19 protein-coding genes are annotated in these 19,010 nt (G+C 39.4%); 3 read left to right on the plus strand and 16 right to left on the minus strand.

The window, feature by feature from the left end; translation table 11 throughout:
- Positions 1-33: 33 nt before the first annotated feature.
- Together CEQ83_RS12775 and CEQ83_RS12780 are read right to left on the minus strand one after the other, a co-directional pair.
- Positions 34-717: a response regulator transcription factor gene (locus CEQ83_RS12775; RefSeq protein WP_013057296.1), complete on the minus strand. Its 684-nt coding sequence runs from the start codon at positions 715-717 to the stop codon at positions 34-36.
- Positions 695-2,185 (minus strand): sensor histidine kinase, encoded by a 1,491-nt coding sequence (locus CEQ83_RS12780; RefSeq protein WP_014459843.1) that lies wholly within the window; start codon positions 2,183-2,185, stop codon positions 695-697. Before CEQ83_RS12780 ends, CEQ83_RS12775 begins: the two co-directional genes overlap by 23 nt.
- Before the next feature lie 270 nt (positions 2,186-2,455).
- Here CEQ83_RS12780 and CEQ83_RS12785 point away from each other — a divergent pair, with 270 nt between their 5' ends.
- Positions 2,456-2,956 carry a GNAT family N-acetyltransferase gene (locus CEQ83_RS12785; protein WP_098999394.1) on the plus strand — a complete coding sequence of 167 codons (501 nt, stop codon included), beginning with the start codon at positions 2,456-2,458 and terminating at the stop codon, positions 2,954-2,956.
- Between the two features lie 42 nt (positions 2,957-2,998).
- Here the strand turns inward: CEQ83_RS12785 and CEQ83_RS12790 are convergent, their stop codons facing one another.
- Entirely contained in the window at positions 2,999-3,538 is a 540-nt protein-coding gene (locus CEQ83_RS12790; protein ID WP_014459841.1) for an SMI1/KNR4 family protein, read from the minus strand.
- 155 nt (positions 3,539-3,693) lie between these two features.
- Positions 3,694-5,286 (minus strand): APC family permease, encoded by a 1,593-nt coding sequence (locus tag CEQ83_RS12795; RefSeq protein ID WP_098999395.1) that lies wholly within the window; start codon positions 5,284-5,286, stop codon positions 3,694-3,696.
- 249 nt (positions 5,287-5,535) lie between these two features.
- On the opposite strand from CEQ83_RS12795, the gene CEQ83_RS12800 reads away from it, so the two are divergent.
- Positions 5,536-7,104 carry an RQC-minor-2 family DNA-binding protein gene (locus CEQ83_RS12800; protein WP_098999396.1) on the plus strand — a complete coding sequence of 523 codons (1,569 nt, stop codon included), beginning with the start codon at positions 5,536-5,538 and terminating at the stop codon, positions 7,102-7,104.
- A 160-nt stretch (positions 7,105-7,264) separates the two neighbouring features.
- The gene (gene spoIIP, locus CEQ83_RS12805) at positions 7,265-8,431 is read left to right on the plus strand and encodes a stage II sporulation protein P (RefSeq protein WP_098999397.1); all 1,167 of its coding nucleotides are present in this window, start codon (positions 7,265-7,267) and stop codon (positions 8,429-8,431) included.
- A gap of 26 nt (positions 8,432-8,457) precedes the next feature.
- Here the strand turns inward: spoIIP and cobO are convergent, their stop codons facing one another.
- The 12 genes from cobO to CEQ83_RS12865 are packed head-to-tail and all read right to left on the minus strand — an operon-like array spanning position 8,458 to position 19,010.
- Positions 8,458-8,997 carry a cob(I)yrinic acid a,c-diamide adenosyltransferase gene (cobO, locus tag CEQ83_RS12810; RefSeq protein ID WP_013057304.1) on the minus strand — a complete coding sequence of 180 codons (540 nt, stop codon included), beginning with the start codon at positions 8,995-8,997 and terminating at the stop codon, positions 8,458-8,460.
- A gap of 31 nt (positions 8,998-9,028) precedes the next feature.
- Entirely contained in the window at positions 9,029-9,598 is a 570-nt protein-coding gene (locus tag CEQ83_RS12815) for a nitroreductase family protein (RefSeq protein ID WP_033579163.1), read from the minus strand.
- 20 nt (positions 9,599-9,618) lie between these two features.
- The gene (gene cobA / locus CEQ83_RS12820) at positions 9,619-10,389 is read right to left on the minus strand and encodes a uroporphyrinogen-III C-methyltransferase (protein ID WP_013057306.1); all 771 of its coding nucleotides are present in this window, start codon (positions 10,387-10,389) and stop codon (positions 9,619-9,621) included.
- Complete coding sequence (locus CEQ83_RS12825) at positions 10,386-11,768, minus strand: cobyrinic acid a,c-diamide synthase CobB (protein WP_033579165.1); 1,383 nt, start codon at positions 11,766-11,768, stop codon at positions 10,386-10,388. The genes cobA and CEQ83_RS12825 overlap by 4 nt, the downstream gene beginning before the upstream one ends.
- 13 nt (positions 11,769-11,781) lie before the next feature.
- Complete coding sequence (locus CEQ83_RS12830) at positions 11,782-12,906, minus strand: cobalt-precorrin 5A hydrolase (RefSeq protein ID WP_155017292.1); 1,125 nt, start codon at positions 12,904-12,906, stop codon at positions 11,782-11,784.
- A complete protein-coding gene (cobM, locus tag CEQ83_RS12835; RefSeq protein WP_033579167.1) occupies positions 12,903-13,679 on the minus strand; it encodes a precorrin-4 C(11)-methyltransferase in 777 nt (258 codons plus the stop codon). The genes CEQ83_RS12830 and cobM overlap by 4 nt, the downstream gene beginning before the upstream one ends.
- Complete coding sequence (gene cobI, locus CEQ83_RS12840) at positions 13,676-14,377, minus strand: precorrin-2 C(20)-methyltransferase (RefSeq protein ID WP_033579168.1); 702 nt, start codon at positions 14,375-14,377, stop codon at positions 13,676-13,678. The genes cobM and cobI overlap by 4 nt, the downstream gene beginning before the upstream one ends.
- A 2-nt stretch (positions 14,378-14,379) precedes the next feature.
- Positions 14,380-15,576 (minus strand): bifunctional cobalt-precorrin-7 (C(5))-methyltransferase/cobalt-precorrin-6B (C(15))-methyltransferase, encoded by a 1,197-nt coding sequence (locus CEQ83_RS12845; RefSeq protein WP_033579169.1) that lies wholly within the window; start codon positions 15,574-15,576, stop codon positions 14,380-14,382.
- Entirely contained in the window at positions 15,566-16,669 is a 1,104-nt protein-coding gene (locus tag CEQ83_RS12850; RefSeq protein ID WP_033579170.1) for a cobalt-precorrin-5B (C(1))-methyltransferase, read from the minus strand. The genes CEQ83_RS12845 and CEQ83_RS12850 overlap by 11 nt, the downstream gene beginning before the upstream one ends.
- A gap of 3 nt (positions 16,670-16,672) precedes the next feature.
- Positions 16,673-17,320 carry a precorrin-8X methylmutase gene (locus CEQ83_RS12855; protein ID WP_013083415.1) on the minus strand — a complete coding sequence of 216 codons (648 nt, stop codon included), beginning with the start codon at positions 17,318-17,320 and terminating at the stop codon, positions 16,673-16,675.
- 5 nt (positions 17,321-17,325) lie between these two features.
- Positions 17,326-18,093, minus strand: a complete 768-nt coding sequence (cobK, locus tag CEQ83_RS12860) for a precorrin-6A reductase (protein WP_033579172.1) — start codon at positions 18,091-18,093, stop codon at positions 17,326-17,328.
- A complete protein-coding gene (locus tag CEQ83_RS12865) occupies positions 18,090-19,010 on the minus strand; it encodes a sirohydrochlorin chelatase (protein ID WP_098999417.1) in 921 nt (306 codons plus the stop codon). The genes cobK and CEQ83_RS12865 overlap by 4 nt, the downstream gene beginning before the upstream one ends.

A 19,010-nucleotide genomic window follows, 5' to 3' on the forward strand; every position in this document is an offset into this window, starting at 1 on the left:
AGATCCGAACGATTAATCGTTCGGATCTCTTTTTTAAATATTAAACCGGTACCCCGCTCCCCAAACCGTTTCTAGGTACTGAGGATCTGCTGGGTTTTCTTCTAACTTTTCTCTTAGTTTTCGAATGTGAACTGTTACGGTTGAAATGTCTCCTGAAGAATCAAACCCCCAAATTTTTTCAAATAGATGTTCTTTACTTAATACTTGATTTGGATGAGAAACGATAAACTTCAGCAAATCGAATTCCTTCGCTGTAAAAAACACTTCTTTGTCATTCACAAATACTCTTCTAGCCAGCGTGTCAATCGCTAAGCCATGAATACGAATCATACGCTTTTCCTGCTTATCAGAGAGTCTTTCATATCTCGCTAAATGCGCTTTGACTCTTGCGACCAGCTCCCCAGGGCTGAATGGCTTGGTAATATAGTCATCTGCACCTAGCCCGAGCCCTCTAATTTTATCGATTTCTTCTTTTTTAGCTGAAACTAAAATGATTGGAATATCTTTTGCAGCTCGAATTTGCTTGCACACTTCAAATCCACTCACTTTAGGGAGCATAATATCCAAAATAACCAAATCAAAATGTTCATTTAACGCTTTTTCTAATCCCTTATCACCACTATATTGAACGTCTATTTCAAAATCGTTAATTTCTAAATAATCTCTTTGCAATTCAGCAATACTTACTTCATCTTCAATCAACAATATCTTCTTCATGTGTATCACCATTTTCATTCATTTTTTGCAAAGAAAAGAAAATACTTGTTCCTTCGCCAAGCTTACTTAGTGCCCAGATGTCTCCCCCGTGGCGTTCAACAATTTGTTTTGCAATGGCTAGTCCAAGTCCACTTCCTCCAGTATTGCTATTGCGGGACTGTTCTGCTCGATAAAACCGGTCAAAAATATGCGCTAATGCTTCCGGTGAAATACCAGAGCCGTTATCTTTCACTTCAATAATGAGTTCGCTTTCGGTAGCGGAAAGAACGATATCGATTCTTTTTCTTTCTTTATCCATAAATTTAATACTGTTGGTTGTTAAATTTATTAAAACTCTTCGCAGCTGCTCAGCATCTGCTTTTGCATACAGTGTGGTTAGAGAATTATCGGAAAATAAAACATCAATATCATGTTCGCTCATTTCAAACTGAAGCTCTTGCACATAACTTTTCATAAAAGCAGAAAGATTAAGTTTTTTAAATACAAATGGAATTTCGTGCAAATCCAATTTAGAAAATAAAAACAGCTCATCGATTAACGCATTCATGTCTTTTGCTTTCGTTGAAATCGTTAACAAATATTTAGAAAGCTTATCTGGCGTATTAGCTACGCCATCTTGAATTCCTTCTACATATCCTACAATGGAAGTAATAGGAGTTCGTAAATCGTGTGAAATACTTGAAAGTAGCTGCTTTCTGTTATCTTCATATTGAATTTGCAGTTCAACAGAAGATTTTAGTTTTTGCCTCATTTCTTCAAAAGCTTGCGTTAATTCGCCAATTTCATCTTTTGAATTAGCAGAGATCTCAAAGTGAAGATCACCTTGTTTTATTTTTTCAGCCGCTTCTTTTAATTCACGAATGGGTTTAATAATGCTTCTTGAAACAAGATAGTTTAAAAATCCAATAATCACAATCACTAAAATTAATAGTAGAAAGATTAAAAAAGGGAAAATTCGATTAATAATGCCTACATAAGGGCTGATTTTTCGCAAAACGTAAATGCTTCCTTTTTCTTGATTTGAGAAAGGAAAATCAAGGTTGATATATGTAAAGTACTGCTTGCCTATTCGCAGCATGTCCTGCTGATACGAATGATTTCCTTTACTTTTTTGATGCTTTGGCAAGTATTTACGAAGGTTTTCTCCTTTAATGGATTCTGAAGCATATACAACCTCTGTGTTTTTTTGAATCACAATATCAATATTTTCAAATTCATATTTTTTAACCGTCTCCGGCCGCAGCAGCTGTTCTGGTTTTTTTTCACTCAATAACTTTAAATCTAAGAATGCATTTTCTTCTTCTGGCGTTAACAATTTATACTCATAGGAGTGACTGTACAGTTTTCTTACAAAATCGGCGTCTCCAGTAATAGAGAAGAAAATGAGAAAGCCCGATAAAAAAAGCAAAATAATAAAGACAAACACAATACTGATATACGTTAAAACAAAACGCAGCTGAATTGACATGACTTACCCTATGCCCCTTTGGCTTTAACAAAACTATTTGATAGACTAGTAAAGGTGAATAACAAATAGATCGTTAGACATTATACATATAGCAAAAATTAAAACAACAAAACAAATGTATATTCTCACTTTACCGTGATAGAGTGAGAATGAACACCACCTTTTTTACCATTTTATGAATTACTGGAAAATTATGATCTATTTTTCATAATATTCTTAGGCTGAAAGTTATACTATCTGTCTTAATATTTAAAAAAAGGAGACTTTTTAATGAAGATTATCAAAGCTACTTCCTCTCACATCCCTTCTGTTGCCCGTTTATACGTAGACAGCTGGCGCATTACATACAAAGGGTTAGTACCTGATGCTTATTTAAACAGCTTGTCTTATAAACAAAGTGCAGAAAAATGGTCCTTTTTTCTTACCGATCCTTCTCATTTTATTTTGCTCGCTATCGATGAACGAGAAAAGATTGTCGGCTTTTCAGCAGGTAAGCCTCATTTGTCCGGTGCTGAAATATACGCGCTATACGTTTGCAAGGAAGTGCAAAACCAAGGAGTTGGTCATCTTCTGTTTTTTCATTCAGTAAAAGAATTTACTGATCAGCACTATACGTCTATGATTATTTGGGCTATGAAGAAAAATAAGAAAGCCGTTCAGTTTTATAAAAAATTAGGCGGCAAAAAAATCTTGAATCGCACAAGTCAATTTGGAGAAACTAAAGTTGAAGACGAAGCATACGGTTGGGAACGTCTTCCTTCTAATAAATAAACGAGCACACTAGTGTGCTCGTTTATTTATTAGAAGATAATATTATTGAGCCGTCGTCTTTTTATCCGTTGAATGAACTTTATTACAAAGCCCATTCCAGTGCCAAAAACAATTCCCTTGACTCACTATAAAACAATCCAGCCATTTCTGAAAATTCATATGTAATACATGTGCATCTTGAAACGATGCGTTCCGCTTTTTTACTATTATATATGCAGGATGCGCTGATTTTTTGGAGTCAATGATAATCTCTTCTTCTCCAACAGACCCAATTGTCATATAGAGACTCTGACTTCTATAAGTTGTTTCTCTTACATCTTCTAAGCTATAAAGATTCCCTGTTATTTGTTTGTCAGCATCAATGAACAAATTACACCCATTTGTTAGCTGCAAAAACTGCTTATAGTCTTCAGGAAGTGATACATGCATTTCTTCTTCAAAAACATTCAGTTGGTTCTTGCTTACTCCATCAAAAAAAGTACAAGTGGTTCTGTATACTTCTCCTTCATTTTTACACACTTCTATAACATTATTGTTTTCCCACAGCCGCTTTCGAAGTGAATTTATTATTTTTTCAATCATACTCTTCCTCCAAGCGTTGGATTTAAAACGGTTACATTACATTAATTAAACAATAATGTGCTAATTCCTTCTTTCCTACTCAATTATACGATAAACTTTAGAAATTCATGTTTGCATAACATAGAAAAAAGCAGCGAATATCGCTGCTTTACAGGTTATACAGGTGCTTTTTCTTCCTGTTCAGGATGGTGATCGTAATCAATAAGCGCTTTTGGAAGACCGGTATATTTAGCCCAATAATAAATCCCAATAGATACGACGGCTATGATAATTAAGTCTACAGGCGTATCGATTAAACCTTTCCCTCCGCCGAACGAACCGATATAAGAAATAAAGAGCATGATGATATAATAAGCAACTAGCCACCATGTTGATTTAATCTGCTGACGAAGACTTACTTCATTTTTAGGCACATATTTAGCAAAAATCAAATATATAACAAACATGACCAGTTGAGAAGTTAGTAGCCACGAAATAGTCTTCCATCCTGACCAGTACACAATAAAGGAAGCAAAAATAAAGGATAATGGACCAATTATACTCATTCCTCTTAATTTAAAAGGCTTTTCCAAATCTTTTGCGTTCACCATAAAGGCCGCTGATGAAATTGGTGCAATCGCGTAAGATAGAATAAGCGCAACAGAGCATACGTTTACGAGTGCATTCCACGAAGGAAATGGCAGTGTCCAAAAAATCGAAAGTCCTAATGAAAGCCATAAAGATGATCGTGGAATCCCTGTTTTTTTATCCACATGAGCAAACGTTTTAAATAACGTACCGTTACGGGACCAAGCATAGATAAGTCTAGATGTTGTATTCATAAAAATATTACCGTTACCACCCGGTGATAAAATAGCGTCTAAAATAACAAGTGTTGCTAGCCAGCCAAGGCCAAGAACAACAGCGATATCTTTAAACGGCAGTGAGAATTTATCTTGAATGCCGGACCAACCGCCTTTAATCATGTCAGATGGAATAGCTCCGATAAACAATACTTGTAGAGCAGTATAAATGAGAGCTGCTAGAATGATACAAATCACAAGAGCAATTGGAATATTGCGCTGAGGATTTTTCACCTCTCCAGCTACCGATACAATCGGATGAAGGCCTAAGTAAGCAAACATAACCCCGCCTGTAGCAATGGCGGCCTGGATACCATCAAATCCCCCGGGAGCAAACTCTCCCATCGTAAAGTTTCCTGACTTAAAATAAAATGCCAACGTTACAATTACCGTAAGCGGTACAAAATATTTGAAAATAGAAATGATAATATTCGATTTCGCAAATGCTTTTACACTCCAGTAATTGAGTAAAAAGAATAAGCAAAGCAACACAAATTGTAGAATCCATCCAGATATCGTTGGTGAGTCAGATCCGGATTTTGTTAAACCTGGAAACCAGTAAGCCACATACTGTCTCACTGCTGTTACTTCGATAGCGATTAAACTAGTGTAAGCTACGATCGTAATAAACGAAATCATATAGCCTACAAGATGACCGTGTGAATAAACAGGATATCGAATAATTCCTCCTGTACGAGGCAAGGCAGCCCCTAGCTCAGCGTATACAAGGCCTATCAATAAAATAATAACTCCACCAATAATCCAAGAAAAACTTCCTGCAGGACCGGCTTGCGTAGCGACATTACTAACGGCAAACAGCCAAGCGGAGCCAAAAATAGCCCCTAATCCAATCAATGTTAAATCTAATAGGGATATCGTCTTTTTAAACGGACCTTTATTCTCCATAAGCTTCCTCCTTTGGATGAATCATCACTTTTGTTGTTTTTTTTGACAACATTCATATATATTCGATAATATGTGTCAAAATTTTTATTACTATACCCATTCAAAATTACTTTGAATCCCTTTTCTTGATTTCTACAGATTAATTAACAGAAAATTTTAAAAAATAACTCTTATATTCAAGACACACTAAAACTTTTTCTTCTCTTCTTTAATAGGTAGAATACTCAATAAATGAAAGGAGTTAGACAAATGACTTTACCAGAAAATTTGCCTGTTGATTTTACAGCTTACAACCACTTAACATTCCTTCCGCTCGGACGCAAAAATAAATCGATTCGGTCCGTAGGAAGTAAACATACTAAAGGGCTACTTGGACGTTTAAATGACTACTTTGAGCGAGCAATGAATGAGTTATCTCAAGAAGATATAGTCCTTTTTCAAACGTTCTTATATGGAAGTCATAGGGGCGGTTTTCCCGTCGCAATTGATAAAAATGAAGACGTTTATCCTCACTTTTGGAAACCAACTTCATTTCTATGGAAAGAATATAATAAGAATCGCGGCATTCCTATTCATCATGATGAGTTTTATTCTCAAGATTTTACGGTTTTAACTAAAAACGAGTTGGAAAACTACCTCGGAAGTATTATGAAAGATTACATGTTTTGCGCTAGGATACATGATTCTTCCAAAGAAGAATGGATTCAACATATTAATAAGTGTTTCTTCAAACATCCGCTCATTTCCCTTTATCACCGAAATGCAGATGTGATTGAAGCAATTGAACAATCAAAAAAATCACCTTTGCTTTTTATTATGAAAAACCCTGAGCAAATTGCTTTTTGGCGCAATCGGATTGAAATCATTATGAGACCTTTTCGATCTCTTCCTTACACCGCCTTTGAGAGAGGATTTTCAGATACGGAAGATACGGTATTAACTGTTCACGGAGAAAACGAGATCATTCGCTTAACTTCAGAAAACAGAGGTCTCGCCGTAACATATGATGTTGCAAATGATGCTATTTCACTCGATGATGAGTATAATGTAGTGCTAGCAGCGAAACGCTTAGCTACAACTCAGCGGCAGTTCGAAGAGATTATAGATGAAAATGAAGAAGTGATTCAAAAACTTCTTGTCTTTTTTAAATGGAAAAGTCTTTTAAAGCATCATGAAGTGCACATCAAAGAAATCCAAGACAAATTGTGCAGCCTAACCACTTATCAACTTAATCAAAGACAAGTTTTACAGGTAAACGATCCCTTTCTTTCCTTCATTCAAAAGGTATTACAAGTAAAAACACCGAATGCAAAGCTCGAAGTTGGTTCCATTCAATGGTTTTCACAATGGAATTTTCCAGATGTCACCCTGCTGCAGGAAACAAACAAATTTACATGTTGTATGGATCCAAACGAAATAGAAAAGAAACTGACAGAAATAAGCGCTAAGATAGAAAATGAACTTCATAAGCAGCGTCAGGATCTGCTTTCGACTCCGCTAAAAATCGGTCAAATAACTTTTGATTCAAACCAAATGCTACGGTTACTAACACTTATAGATACCTTAAAGAACACGGAAACTCAGCAGAGTTACGTACAAATTTTAGAAGGTGTTTCTACTAACAGCATTCGTCAAAAAGAGCTCGATAAAATACCCGCATTTGGATTGTTAAGTTCCGTAAAGCGCAAGCGCATCGTTACGTATTTACAAGAATTACAAAACTATCAGCTGCTAAAAAAAGAGAAAAAAGGATTCAGCCTCACTCCAAAAGGCGAAGCCATCCGACGTCTATTTGAAGAAGAATCACGGAGAATATGAGATTATATCTCGCGTGATTCTTCTTTTTTGATTTTGAAGACTACTTTCTCTATTAAATGCTTATCATAATTAGAAGTCTCCATTCATATAATCATTACTAGATTAGCAAAGTCCTTCATACCTATTAGCCTGATGCTGACATAGAGAGGAGATTTCGCCATTGAAATCTAGTAATCGCGCCAATTTTGTAGTGTTAACATATAAGATGGTTCTTGTTATTTTATCCATTGTTTTAATGACATCATCTATCATTGTTCTAGTGAGCTACTCAGCATTTAAAGAACAGTTCAATTCTTCTATTGTCTATCAAACGTTATCGAGGCATAAAGCAGAAAGCCTTTATTATTTGATGAGCCAGGAAAATCATCATTTTTCAACGGCTTTTGATAAAAATTACTCGCCTCCAGGTCTTTCTTCTACACTGCTAGAGTTATCAACAAGTATTCGAGCAGAAGACGCGAGAAGCTTGTTTGGTTCAGAACTTCCTGGATTCAGTATTTATGACTCCAATATTATCATCGCCGGTGAAGGCACAAATTTCACAAACTTCCCTAGAGAATCTGCACCGCCGTTAGATGAAACGCTAAAAGAAAGAAATTCTACTACAAAAGTTCAGCAACCTAAAGAAAACAATGGTACGAATGCTCCAAATAATACAACTGGCGGAAAAAAGGTATTTTATATTTATCATACGCACAGCTGGGAATCTTACTTGCCTCTGTTAGGACTTGAAGGTGATCCAGATGCTAATAAAGCTGTAGATAGCAAAACCAATATTAATATAGTCGCAAATATGCTAGGAAAAGATTTAGAGGCTCAGGGAATTGGAACAGAAGTAGATCAAACCAATATTGGACAGAAATTAAAAGAAAAAGGTTGGAACACCAATCAATCGTACGCCATGTCTCGTACAGTCATTGAAACGGCGATGACTGAGAATAGAGATTTAACTTACTTTATCGATTTGCACCGAGATTCGCTTCGAAAAGATAATACAACCATTAAGATTAACAATAAATCGTATGCAAAAGTTGTGTTTGTTTTAGGGAAAGCAAATCAAAACTTTGAACAAAACTTAAAGATGGCAAAAGCGCTTCATGAAGGTCTTGAAAAGAAATATCCTGGGTTAAGCCGCGGAGTTATTGGTAAAAACAAATCCAGCGGTAACGGTGTATATAACCAAGATGTTTCTAAAAATGCGATTTTAATTGAAGTGGGCGGAGTTGATAATAACTTTGACGAATTAACCAACACAGCAAAAGCACTGTCTGATGTCATTAGCCAATTTTACTGGCAAGCTGAAAAAGTAGATGCCCCTGCTCCATAAAAAAAGCCCTCTTAACTGAGGGCTTTTTAAAATTCAATTCCTTTTACAGCAGGAATTCCTTCATCATAATAATGTTTATGAGGCTTCATTTCCGTCACAAGATCTGCTGCATCCATCACTTCTTTTTTGGCAGAACGCCCCGTAATGACCAAATGCATATGCTCAGGGCGCTTTTGAATAAGGTCAATTACTTCGTGTAGCGGTAGCACATCATCAATAGGAAATTTCTCGATAGCCAGTGCGTTATTTAACTCGTCTAAAATAACCACATCATATTCGTTTGAGAAGACTTTTTCCTTCGTTAGCGCCCAGGCTTTTTGCAAAGCTTCACGATGTTCAGGCGGTGTTTTTGTCCACGTAAAGCCGACTCCTGTTTGAATCATTTCAATTCCTATTCTGTCAAACATCAGCTTTTCGCCATATGTACGCTGAGGAGATTTAATAAATTGAATCATTAATACTTTTTGTCCGCGTCCCGTAGCGCGCAGAGCGAGACCTAAAGCAGCGGTTGTTTTTCCTTTACCGTCTCCGGTATAAATTAACGTAAGACCCCGTTTGTCTTTCAATCTAAAAACCTCTTTTTCTTCGAATTTCAGTTTACAGCCATGTTGTTTTTTCTGTAAACGATGTTCTAGCAGGCTCTTTCATTTTTGTAAGAGACTCTTCATTTGGGTAGCCTAAAAATACGTTTCCTACCACGACTTTACCTGCAGGCTTTCCGATAAACTCATACAGTCGCTCGTCTCGAACAAGACCAACTCCTCTTGTTCTCCAAACGAATCCAAGCCCTAATTCTTTAGCTGCTAGCCACATGGAATGAATCGCGCACGAAACCGCATATTTGTTATCTTCCGTGGCTTCTTCGTCTCCTTCAACTGTATCAGCTGTTACAACAATATGTACAGGTGTATTTTTCACTGCTTTTAACGAACTTTCTACTAAATGAGGCTTTGTCGGAAAGCGCTCCTTTAGATACGCTTCAGCCAGTTCTTCATACTTCTTTTTTGCTTCTCCTTGAATCACATAAAAGCTCCAGGGCTCTCTCATTCTGTCATTTGGAGCCCACGTCGCTGCTTCAAGCAGCTGTTCGATTTTCTCTTGTTCGACTTCACGCGGTTCATGATCTCGTACCGCTCTTCGTTCTTTTAGCTGTGAAATAATCGTCATATTGTCTCCTCCTTTTAACGTTAAAGCAGAATATTTTCCGCTCTTTCTTCAAACCATTTTATTTTTTCTCTAATTGTCACTACTTCACCTACAAGCACGATGGCAGGATGAGCAATTTCTGCTTTTTTTGCTATTTCTTCGATTGTGGCAAGCGTTCCCGTTACGGTGCGCTGATACTTCGTCGTTCCCCATTGAACAAGCGCTACTGGCGTATGTTTATCTCGTCCATGGTCCATCAACTGCTTGCATATATGAGGTAAATTTCCAACGCCCATATAAAACGCAATTGTATCTATTCCTTGAGCAAGCGCTGACCAGTTTAAATAATCTTTTCCTTTTTCTTCTCTTCCATGCCCCGTTACAATCGCAAAAGAAGTGGCATGATCTCTGTGGGTAACAGGAATTCCTGCATAAGCTGGAGCTGCAATTCCTGACGTGATACCAGGCACGACTTCGTAAGGAATTCCTTGAGTAGCAAGTACTTCAGCTTCCTCTGCTCCGCGGCCAAACACAAAAGGATCGCCTCCTTTTAAGCGCGTCACTACTTTTCCTTGAAGTGCTTTTTCAACAAGCAGTTCGTGAATACGATCTTGGATGACTCCGTGCTTGCCCGGTAATTTCCCGCAAAAAATAAGCTCCGCGTCTTTTTTAGCATAGTTTAATAACTGTTCATTAGCTAAGCGATCATATAAAATGACATCCGCCTCTTGAATACACTCCATTCCATATACGGTTATTAGCTTCGGATCTCCTGGTCCGGCTCCTACTAAATATACTTTTCCAACTGTCACACGGCATCTCTTCTTTCTTTTTTTACCGCTTTACACTGTTCCACCCAGTTTTCTACCATCTTCGTAGAAGAGCCGAAATGAAAGTGCGTATAGCCGGCAATTAAATTATTGTTCATATAGCCTTCTTCTTTCATTCCTCGCATCCCTTTTGTATCATAGGCAGGCGAAAACTCTTTCTCTGAATGAAAGGTTGAATAATGAAATTCATGGCCTTTAGCTTGTATATCGCCTTTAAATAAAAAATTCCCTGGCTTTCCCGTCACTTCTCGGTACCCTAAAGCAGCCAATTTTGTCTGCATTCTTACTTGTCCGGGAATAAGCCCCACCATTTCATGGCATGTATCATCTGTTGTGACAATAGCATCTGTTAAAAACATAAAGCCTCCGCACTCAGCAAGTGTAGGAATCCCTTTTTCGATGGCTGCTCGAACAGAATTTTTAACGTCAATTTGCTGAGCCAGCGTTTCAGCAAATTCTTCTGGAAATCCGCCTCCTATGTAAAGGCCATCAGCATCTTGCGGAACCGTCTCTCCTTTTAAAGGCGAAAATTCTACAAGCTCTGCTCCGTAAGCTTTTAACAATTCGAAATTTTCTTCATAATAAAAGTTAAAAGCGGCATCTCTTGCCACAGCAATTTTCACTTGAGGTACGGACGGCTTTGTAAAGATAGGATCATTAATTTCTATTTTAGGAGCTAAAGCCAGTTCATATACTTTTTCAATATCAATTGTATCATGAACAAGCTGCCCTAACTGTTCAAAAAACGGTGTTAATTCTCCTCGTTCAATCGACGGGATCAGCCCGAGGTGACGTTCAGGAATCGTAAGATCATCGTTTCTTTTCAAGTAGCCTACTACAGGGATATGACATTCCTGCTCAATCGCTGCCTTAACAAGTTTATAATGCCCTTCACTTCCAACTCGGTTAGCAATTACACCGACAATGTTCGCTTCCGGTAAAAATTGCTGAAACCCTTTTACAATTGCCGCTGCACTTCTAGCCATACTAGCACAATTGACAACTAAAAGGACAGGACTATTGGTGATTAAGCTGATTTCTGCTGTTGTCCCTTCGTTCGTTAACGGATTTTTCCCATCAAAAAATCCCATAACTCCTTCCATGATGGAAATATCAGCGTCTTCACTAGCTCGAGCTACAATTTCCCTAACCATATCGTGTTCAAGCATCCAGCTGTCTATATTACGAGACGCTCGTTCTGTAACAGCCGTATGATACGTTGGATCAATATAATCGGGTCCGCATTTAAACCCTTGAACTCTATAACCAGCTTGTTTTAATGCCGCCATCAGCCCAATTGTAAGTGTTGTTTTCCCTACGCCACTTCCGGTACCGGCAATGACGAGTCTTCTGTTTGACATGTTGTTCTCTCCTTTAGTCATATGGAATAAGCGCCACTGAAATGGTGACATTCCCTGACTTTTTCTTCACAAGTTCAAGCGTATCAGCACCGCTGTATAACATAGCAGCAGGTTCACTGACGCCATATGCACCTGTATATTTAAAGACTGTATCGGAAGGCTGTTCTATACTTATGCTGTTTAGCTCTTGGGGCGAATAATAGACAAACTCCCAGCCGTACTTAAACGCCACTTCTAGCAGCCCTTCTTCATCTTTCTTTAACTCTATTGTACATAATGCTTTTACACTTTTCATTGAAAACTGAAGTTCAGCAAGCGTTTTTTCAATAACGGTTTCAATTTCCGCTGCGCTTGTTCCTCTGTTGCACCCCATCCCAATCGCCAGTACTTTTGGACGGTAAAGAACACCGTTTTCTAAGATCGCTTCTTCTTCTTTTTTTAAATTGCGATGCGTTACGACCAAGGCTGCATGTGGCGATGCTTCGAGAGCTGTCTGAATCGATGAGTACGTTTTAATGTTAGCTGGAACAGGATGATCATAGTGCCACCAGCCCTTTTCACCTGATTCTTGAACCACTGCTATTTCTTCTTCATTTACCACAGAAGCGCTGACAGGCGTTAGCTTTTCTGCGGATTCCCATACCCAGCCAAAACGCTTTCCAAATAAATCAACGGGAATCGTTTTTTGAACATCAGATGCTGTTGTAATAACAGGATGGGCCTCAAGAGCTGCCGCAACTTCACGCGTAAGCTCATTTGCTCCTCCGATATGACCTGAAAGCACGCTGATCACATTTTCGCCTTTATCATCAATCACAACAACCGCAGGATCCGTTTTCTTATCTTTTAAAATAGGGGCAATCATACGTACAACTGCTCCCAGTGAAATAATAATAATAAGTCCTTTATACGATTCAAAAAGAGAAGGCAAGAGCATCCGCACGCTTCCTGAAAACAGCTGAATGTTCTGTTCTCTTTCGTCTCCTTTTTCAAACTTGCTCATGTAATACACATCGGACTGCTGAAAAGTGCGGCCTAGATTTCTTGCAATTTCTACGCCATGCTTCGTGATGGCCACGACAGCATAATCCCCGCGCTGTGTAATGAGAGCTTTTTTTCCTTCTTGGAGTTGAATCATTCCGACTTCACTCCTCTTCGAAAGCCATGGGTAAATGTTTTATCATAAAGTTTTGATCGATAATCTTTGTCATGAATGTGGGGGTCAAGGGCCCAGCCTGCCAAAATCATCGCCTGCTTACGAATGCCGTTTGTTCGCATAGCATCATCCAGGTCTTTTACCGTCGTGCGAACAATTTTTTCATCTGGCCACGTTGCTTTATAGACTACTACAACCGGCGTGTCCTCACTCCAACCGGCGCTTATAAATTCTTTCATTACTTTTTTTGTGAGCGTCGCACTTAAAAATAAAGCAATGGTACATTTATGTTTTGCTAAATCAGTTAATTTTTCAAACTCAGGTACAGGCGTTCTTCCTTCAGCACGAGTTAAAATAACCGTTTGAGTCAAATCTGGAATGGTTAATTCTGCTTCAGCCGCTGCTGCTGCAGCAAATACGGAGCTGACTCCCGGAACAATTTCAATATCAACGCCTTCTCTTTTTAAAAGCACCATTTGTTCCATAATGGCTCCGTACATAGCCGGATCTCCGGTATGAACTCTTACAACCATTTTTCCTTCACGCATGCGATCAAGCATCGTACTGACCATTTCTTCTAAATGCATACCAGCTGTTTTTAACACTTCAGCTCCTGGTTTAGACTTAGCAACTAGCTCTTCACTTACTAGTGAGTCAGCGTATAAAACAACATCTGCCTGCTGAAGTAATTTTAAGCCTTTTACGGTAATTAAATCTGGATCTCCGGGTCCAGCTCCGATTATGTATAACTTCATTTTCGCACCACCATTAGCGTTAAGTATTGTAAATCGGCTCCTTCTAGTTCTGAAGCTTTCCAAATAATTTCTTCATCTGACGTTACTTTTGTTACCACCGATGCTTTTTCAAGCAGATCAAGCTCTTTTAAAAGACCGACCATAAAATCGATGACTTTAGCCACTTTAATAAAAATAACGCAGTCGTTTTCCACCAATACTTTTTTCATTGTTTCATAATCTTCACGAGCAGGAACAATGGCCACATGTTCATCACCGTCTGCTAATGGAATGCCTAAGCGAGACGCAGCCCCGTTAATAGATGAAATACCAGGAATTACTTGAATAGGAGCTTGAGGGTGACGTTCTTGCATCAGGCGCATCATGTGAATAAACGTGCTATAAAGCATAGGATCTCCCTCTGTCACAAATGCTACATCTTTTCCCTCCTGGAGCTTTTCCCATACTCGTTCCACTGTTTCGGTCCATTTTTTCTCTAAAATAGCAGGATCTTTTGTCATTGGAAACACAAGGCCCAGCATATCTTTTTCATTTGCACTGAAATAGACATCAATAATTTTTTGGGCATAGCTTTTGCTTCCTTTTTGCTTTTTTGGGTACGCAATAACGGGTGATTCTTTTAATTTACGAAATGCTTTTACTGTAATCAATTCTGGATCTCCTGGTCCAACTCCAAGTCCGTACAATGTTCCAATCATGTTCATTCTCCTCTTTTGGCTGTAATAATATAAATGGGGTTTAAAGCGTCAAATCGTGTTAAGTGTAAAATGGGCTTGCTTCTTGAAACTTGTGCAAGGGTAACAGCAGTCTCAAATCCTCGCTCTTTAAAAGCTTTCATCGCTTCTGCCAAATTTTCAATCGTTACGGCATTTAATACGATGCGCCCTCCTGAATTTAATCGGCTGCAGCACACGTCTAAAATGGTTTCCATGCCTCCTGCTGTCCCTCCAATAAACACCGCATCAGGATCAGCAAACTCACCTAACCCTTCCGGTGCTTTTCCGTGCACAGTATGGGCATCTACTCGAAATTTCGCTAGATTTCCCCTGCAGTTTTCCAAGTCTGCTTCGTTTTTTTCCACAGCAAAAATTTGTCCTTCACGCGCAATTTTAGCTGCTTCAATCGCGACTGAACCTGTACATGTTCCGATATCCCATACGACGCTGTCTCTCTTTAGCTGCAGGGCACTAATACTAAGTGTACGAACTTCTTTTTTAGTAATAAGTCCCTTGTCCGGCTTGCGTTGAATAAATTCATCGTCCTCTATTCCGAGAGGCCAGACTGGACTTTTTTCTACCTGTTTTAATATCACGACATTAAGCGGAGAAAAGAGTTGATTCGCCGCCTCTTCCAGCGAAAGCAGCTGACAGCGCTCCGCCTCTCCACCTAGATTCTCTGCCACAAACATCTTGTATTCTGTCATGCCGAATGATAACAAGTAGTTTGCCAGAGCACTAGGAGAATTTTGCTCATCGGTTAAAATCGCCACTTTTTTATAACCGTCAATGCGCTGAGCCAGCCCTTTTATACTTCTGCCGTGCACGCTTGTAAAATAAGCGTCTTGCCATCGCTCTTTTAGACGTGAGAATGCAAGCTGAATAGAACTTAAATAAGGATATATTTCAACGTCTAGCTTCGCAGAAAGATAGCTTCCAATTCCGTAAAATAACGGATCGCCTGAGGCTAACACAACCGCATTTCCTTCTTCGTTTTTTAAACGTTCAACAAGGGAAGAAAGACCTCCTTCAATGGCTACTTTTTCTCCTTCGAAATCTTGAAAAAAGTCAAGGTGACGCTTTCCTCCAATTAGCACATCACTTTCATACACCCACTGTTCATACATAGGAAGTAGACTTAACTTCCCGTCGTCACCAATTCCAATAATTTTAATTGCCATGTTGCACCGCCTGTCCTAAAAAATCTCCTTTTAATGTGTAAAGAGACGTATCGACATCGATTCCGTCCCCTACTTCCTTTAATGCTGATAAACAGCAGTACTCGCACAGTTTTTCGAAAAACTGATGATGACCGCTTTGCGTCATTAAATCTCCCACTTGAGAAGCTGTGTTTGCGCCTTTTATTTCCTCTACCAGTTCAGCAGAAGCGCCTGACTCAGAAGCTGCTTTTGCTAAAAAATTAAAATCAATAGGTGCACTTTTTGAATGAACCATCATAACGCCTTGCGCGACTTTTGAAAACTTTCCCATCATGCCTACGAGCGACACTTTTTTCATTCCTTGCTTTTTACATTGTTTTAACGTAAATCCAACAAAATCTCCCATTTCGATAAATGCTTCTTCCGGAAGTTCTGGGAACTGTTTCATTCCATATTTTTCGCTTCGTCCCCCTGTCGTAATGACAACGTGCTCACAATTACTCGCTTTAGCAACGCTAATGGCCTGCACGATACTTGCTTTATAAGCAGCTGTTGAGAACGGAACAACAATTCCCCGCGTCCCCAGTATCGAAATGCCTCCTAAAATACCTAGACGCGCATTTAATGTCTTTTTCGCCATTTCTTCTCCTTCAGGAACCGAGATGACAATCTTAACGCCTTTTTGTATGTTGTATTGGGCTAGAAGCTGTTCAGCCGTTTCTTTCAGCATCTTTCTTGGCACAGGGTTAATGGCTGCTTCACCGACAGGAACTGGGAGACCGGGCTTTGTCACACGCCCTACTCCCACTCCTCCATCAATGATAATGTCTGCACCATTACACCACGAAACTTCAGAAATAATCAGCGCTCCGTGCGTGGCATCGGGATCATCTCCAGCATCTTTAATGATGCTGGCTACAGCGCTGCTTGTGCGATACTCGCATTCTTCAAGATGAAACGTAGCAAAGCGACCAACAGGTAAGTAAATCGTTGACTCCTCTTGCACTTCTCCTGAAATTAGCGTAAGCAGAGCTGCTCTCGTAGCTGCCGTTGCACAAGCGCCCGTCGTATAGCCTTCTCTGAGTTTCTTAGGTTCTTTTGGTACTTCCTTCATGCGTTACACCTGATCTGCAAGAATTGAAATTGCATTTAATGCAGCAACCGTTACCGTACTGCCGCCTTTTCGCCCGATGTTTGTAATAAACGGCACGTCAAGTTTGGCAAGTTCTTCTTTCGATTCAGCCGCTGAAACAAACCCTACCGGCAGACCAATAACAAGTCCAGGCTTCGCTTCTCCTTCTTTAATCAAACGAATTAACTCAAGTAACGCTGTCGGTGCGTTCCCAATTGCAAAAATCCCGCCGTCTGCTTCTTTAATTGCTTTTCGCATAGAAATAATTGCACGCGTTGTATTTAAGCGCTTTGCTTCTTCCATTACGTCCGGATCTGAAATATAAACTTTGATTTCACCGCCGTGTTTTTCAATTCGCTGCTTGTTTGTTCCTACTTGCACCATTTGTACATCTGCAACCACTTGCTTGCCGCTGCGAATGGCTTTAATTCCTGCTTGAATCGCATCTGGATGAAACAGCATGCTGCGTCCAAGCTCAAAGTCTGCAGACGCGTGAATTACCCGCTGAACAATTGGGTACTGTTCATCTGTAAACGGATGAGGTCCAAGCTCTTCTGTAATCATTTCAAAACTTTTTCCTTCAATTTGCTGAGGCTGAACAGTTAACGGTTTAAATTCTGTACGAAAATCCATCTCAATCAACTCCTAGTTTGGTTTACTAAAGCATGAACCACTTCTTCAAACGTGGAATACACGGTCCCATACTCAATTTTCGGTCGCCCAATCATAATGATATCTAAGCCTAACTCTTTAGCTGCTTCCACTTTTTCATCCACAGATCCAACTTTTCCGCTTTCTTTTGTGACCATGACCGTCACTCCGTATTGCTTATACAGTGCTTGATCAAACTCTTTTGTAAACGGACCTTGAATAGCAATAATATTTTTTTGCGGCAATCCTAACTGCTGACACTTTTCCATATTATCCAGCCTTGGAAGCATACGAGCAACAAGCCGTACATCTGAAAGAGGAAGGAGCTTTTCTGTAAAAACCTGCAGCGTCTTGCTGCCTGTTGTCAGCATAATAACTCCTTTTTTCTCAGCTGCTACTTCAGCTGCTTCTTCATACGTAGAAACCATCGTCATATTGTCGTAGGTAAAAGCCTGCGAAGCCCGCTCATAGCGTATGTAAGGAATCGATGTTTCAGCAGCCGCACCGATGGCGTTTTTAGATGCTTCTTCGGCAAAGGGGTGACTTGCATCCACAATAGCTTTTACACCATGTTCGTTTATAAAAGTCATCATATCTTCTTGTGTGAGACGTCCAATTTTCACTTTCACTTCTGCTCGCTGTAATTCGATTGCTGCATTGTCGGTTACAACCGTCGCCGTAACGTCGTAACCTTCTTTTTTCACTTGAACAGCTAATGCACGTGCATCGCTAGTTCCCGCTAACAATAAAATCATTTTAACTCGCCGACCTTATCTTCATGGTGGTGATGGTCATGATGGTGATCGTGGTGATGGTGATCGTGGTGATGGTGCCCGTGATCATGATCGTGATGATGATGGTGATCAATATGCTCCATAATGCCGAGGCGATATTGACATGTATCGCAGTTCATTTTCACTTCGCCTTCTAATCCTTCTTCAGCACGTTCTTTTAAAATTGTCTGCAGTTTTGGATGAAAACCGAAATAGCCGGCTAGCTTAAACTCAATGTTTTCATGCTGCATTTTATACTGCTTCACCATTTCTTCCAAACGCTTAATTAGTACTCCTGTAAATAAGAAATACGGGAGAATAACCACTTTTTTAGCGCCCAGTTTTAAACATCGTTCCACTCCTTCATCAATCAATGGAGCGGTCACGCCCATAAAAGAAGTTTCGACGATTTTGTAGTTTGTTTTTTCCCAAAGAAGGCGCGTAATTTTATATAAATCACTGTTTGCATCAGGATCGCTTCCTCCTCGCCCTAAGACAATAACAGCCGTGTCTTCAGCTGGAGTTTCTAAATTTTCTCCTGATTCTTGTAATCTCGTTTTTAAAATTTCAAGGGCTTCTTCATGAACGCCAATGGGACGTCCGTACACGAAGTTTACGTGTGGATATTTTTCCTTAGCTTCATCTATAGCCGCCGGAATATGTATTTTTGAGTGGCCAGCTGGCAAGAGCATAATTGGAACTACAACTACATCTGTCGCTCCTTTTGCCACACATGTATCAATGCCTTGACTTACATTCGGACGTTCAAACTCTAGAAAACACGTTTCTACTAAAATAGATGGGTCCCAATCATGCTTCATAGTCGAGATAAACTCGCGAATTTGATCGTTCCCTTCAGGATCTCTACTTCCATGACCGACAAATAAAACTGATTTCAT

Source organism: Priestia megaterium (assembly GCF_009497655.1).
In the GTDB taxonomy this organism is placed as follows: Bacteria; Bacillota; Bacilli; order Bacillales; family Bacillaceae_H; genus Priestia; species Priestia zanthoxyli.

Excerpts from the sequence above, each read along its gene's own strand:
- CEQ83_RS12775 (WP_013057296.1), bottom strand. The coding sequence starts at position 717 with ATGAAGAAGATATTGTTGATTGAAGATGAAGTAAGTATTGCTGAATTG.
- CEQ83_RS12780 (WP_014459843.1), bottom strand. The coding sequence starts at position 2,185 with ATGTCAATTCAGCTGCGTTTTGTTTTAACGTATATCAGTATTGTGTTT.
- CEQ83_RS12785 (WP_098999394.1), top strand. The coding sequence starts at position 2,456 with ATGAAGATTATCAAAGCTACTTCCTCTCACATCCCTTCTGTTGCCCGT.
- CEQ83_RS12790 (WP_014459841.1), bottom strand. The coding sequence starts at position 3,538 with ATGATTGAAAAAATAATAAATTCACTTCGAAAGCGGCTGTGGGAAAAC.
- CEQ83_RS12795 (WP_098999395.1), bottom strand. The coding sequence starts at position 5,286 with ATGGAGAATAAAGGTCCGTTTAAAAAGACGATATCCCTATTAGATTTA.
- CEQ83_RS12800 (WP_098999396.1), top strand. The coding sequence starts at position 5,536 with ATGACTTTACCAGAAAATTTGCCTGTTGATTTTACAGCTTACAACCAC.
- CEQ83_RS12815 (WP_033579163.1), bottom strand. The coding sequence starts at position 9,598 with ATGACGATTATTTCACAGCTAAAAGAACGAAGAGCGGTACGAGATCAT.
- CEQ83_RS12825 (WP_033579165.1), bottom strand. The coding sequence starts at position 11,768 with ATGTCAAACAGAAGACTCGTCATTGCCGGTACCGGAAGTGGCGTAGGG.
- CEQ83_RS12830 (WP_155017292.1), bottom strand. The coding sequence starts at position 12,906 with ATGATTCAACTCCAAGAAGGAAAAAAAGCTCTCATTACACAGCGCGGG.
- cobM (WP_033579167.1), bottom strand. The coding sequence starts at position 13,679 with ATGAAGTTATACATAATCGGAGCTGGACCCGGAGATCCAGATTTAATT.
- cobI (WP_033579168.1), bottom strand. The coding sequence starts at position 14,377 with ATGATTGGAACATTGTACGGACTTGGAGTTGGACCAGGAGATCCAGAA.
- CEQ83_RS12845 (WP_033579169.1), bottom strand. The coding sequence starts at position 15,576 with ATGGCAATTAAAATTATTGGAATTGGTGACGACGGGAAGTTAAGTCTA.
- CEQ83_RS12850 (WP_033579170.1), bottom strand. The coding sequence starts at position 16,669 with ATGAAGGAAGTACCAAAAGAACCTAAGAAACTCAGAGAAGGCTATACG.
- CEQ83_RS12855 (WP_013083415.1), bottom strand. The coding sequence starts at position 17,320 with ATGGATTTTCGTACAGAATTTAAACCGTTAACTGTTCAGCCTCAGCAA.
- cobK (WP_033579172.1), bottom strand. The coding sequence starts at position 18,093 with ATGATTTTATTGTTAGCGGGAACTAGCGATGCACGTGCATTAGCTGTT.
- CEQ83_RS12865 (WP_098999417.1), bottom strand. The coding sequence starts at position 19,010 with ATGAAATCAGTTTTATTTGTCGGTCATGGAAGTAGAGATCCTGAAGGG.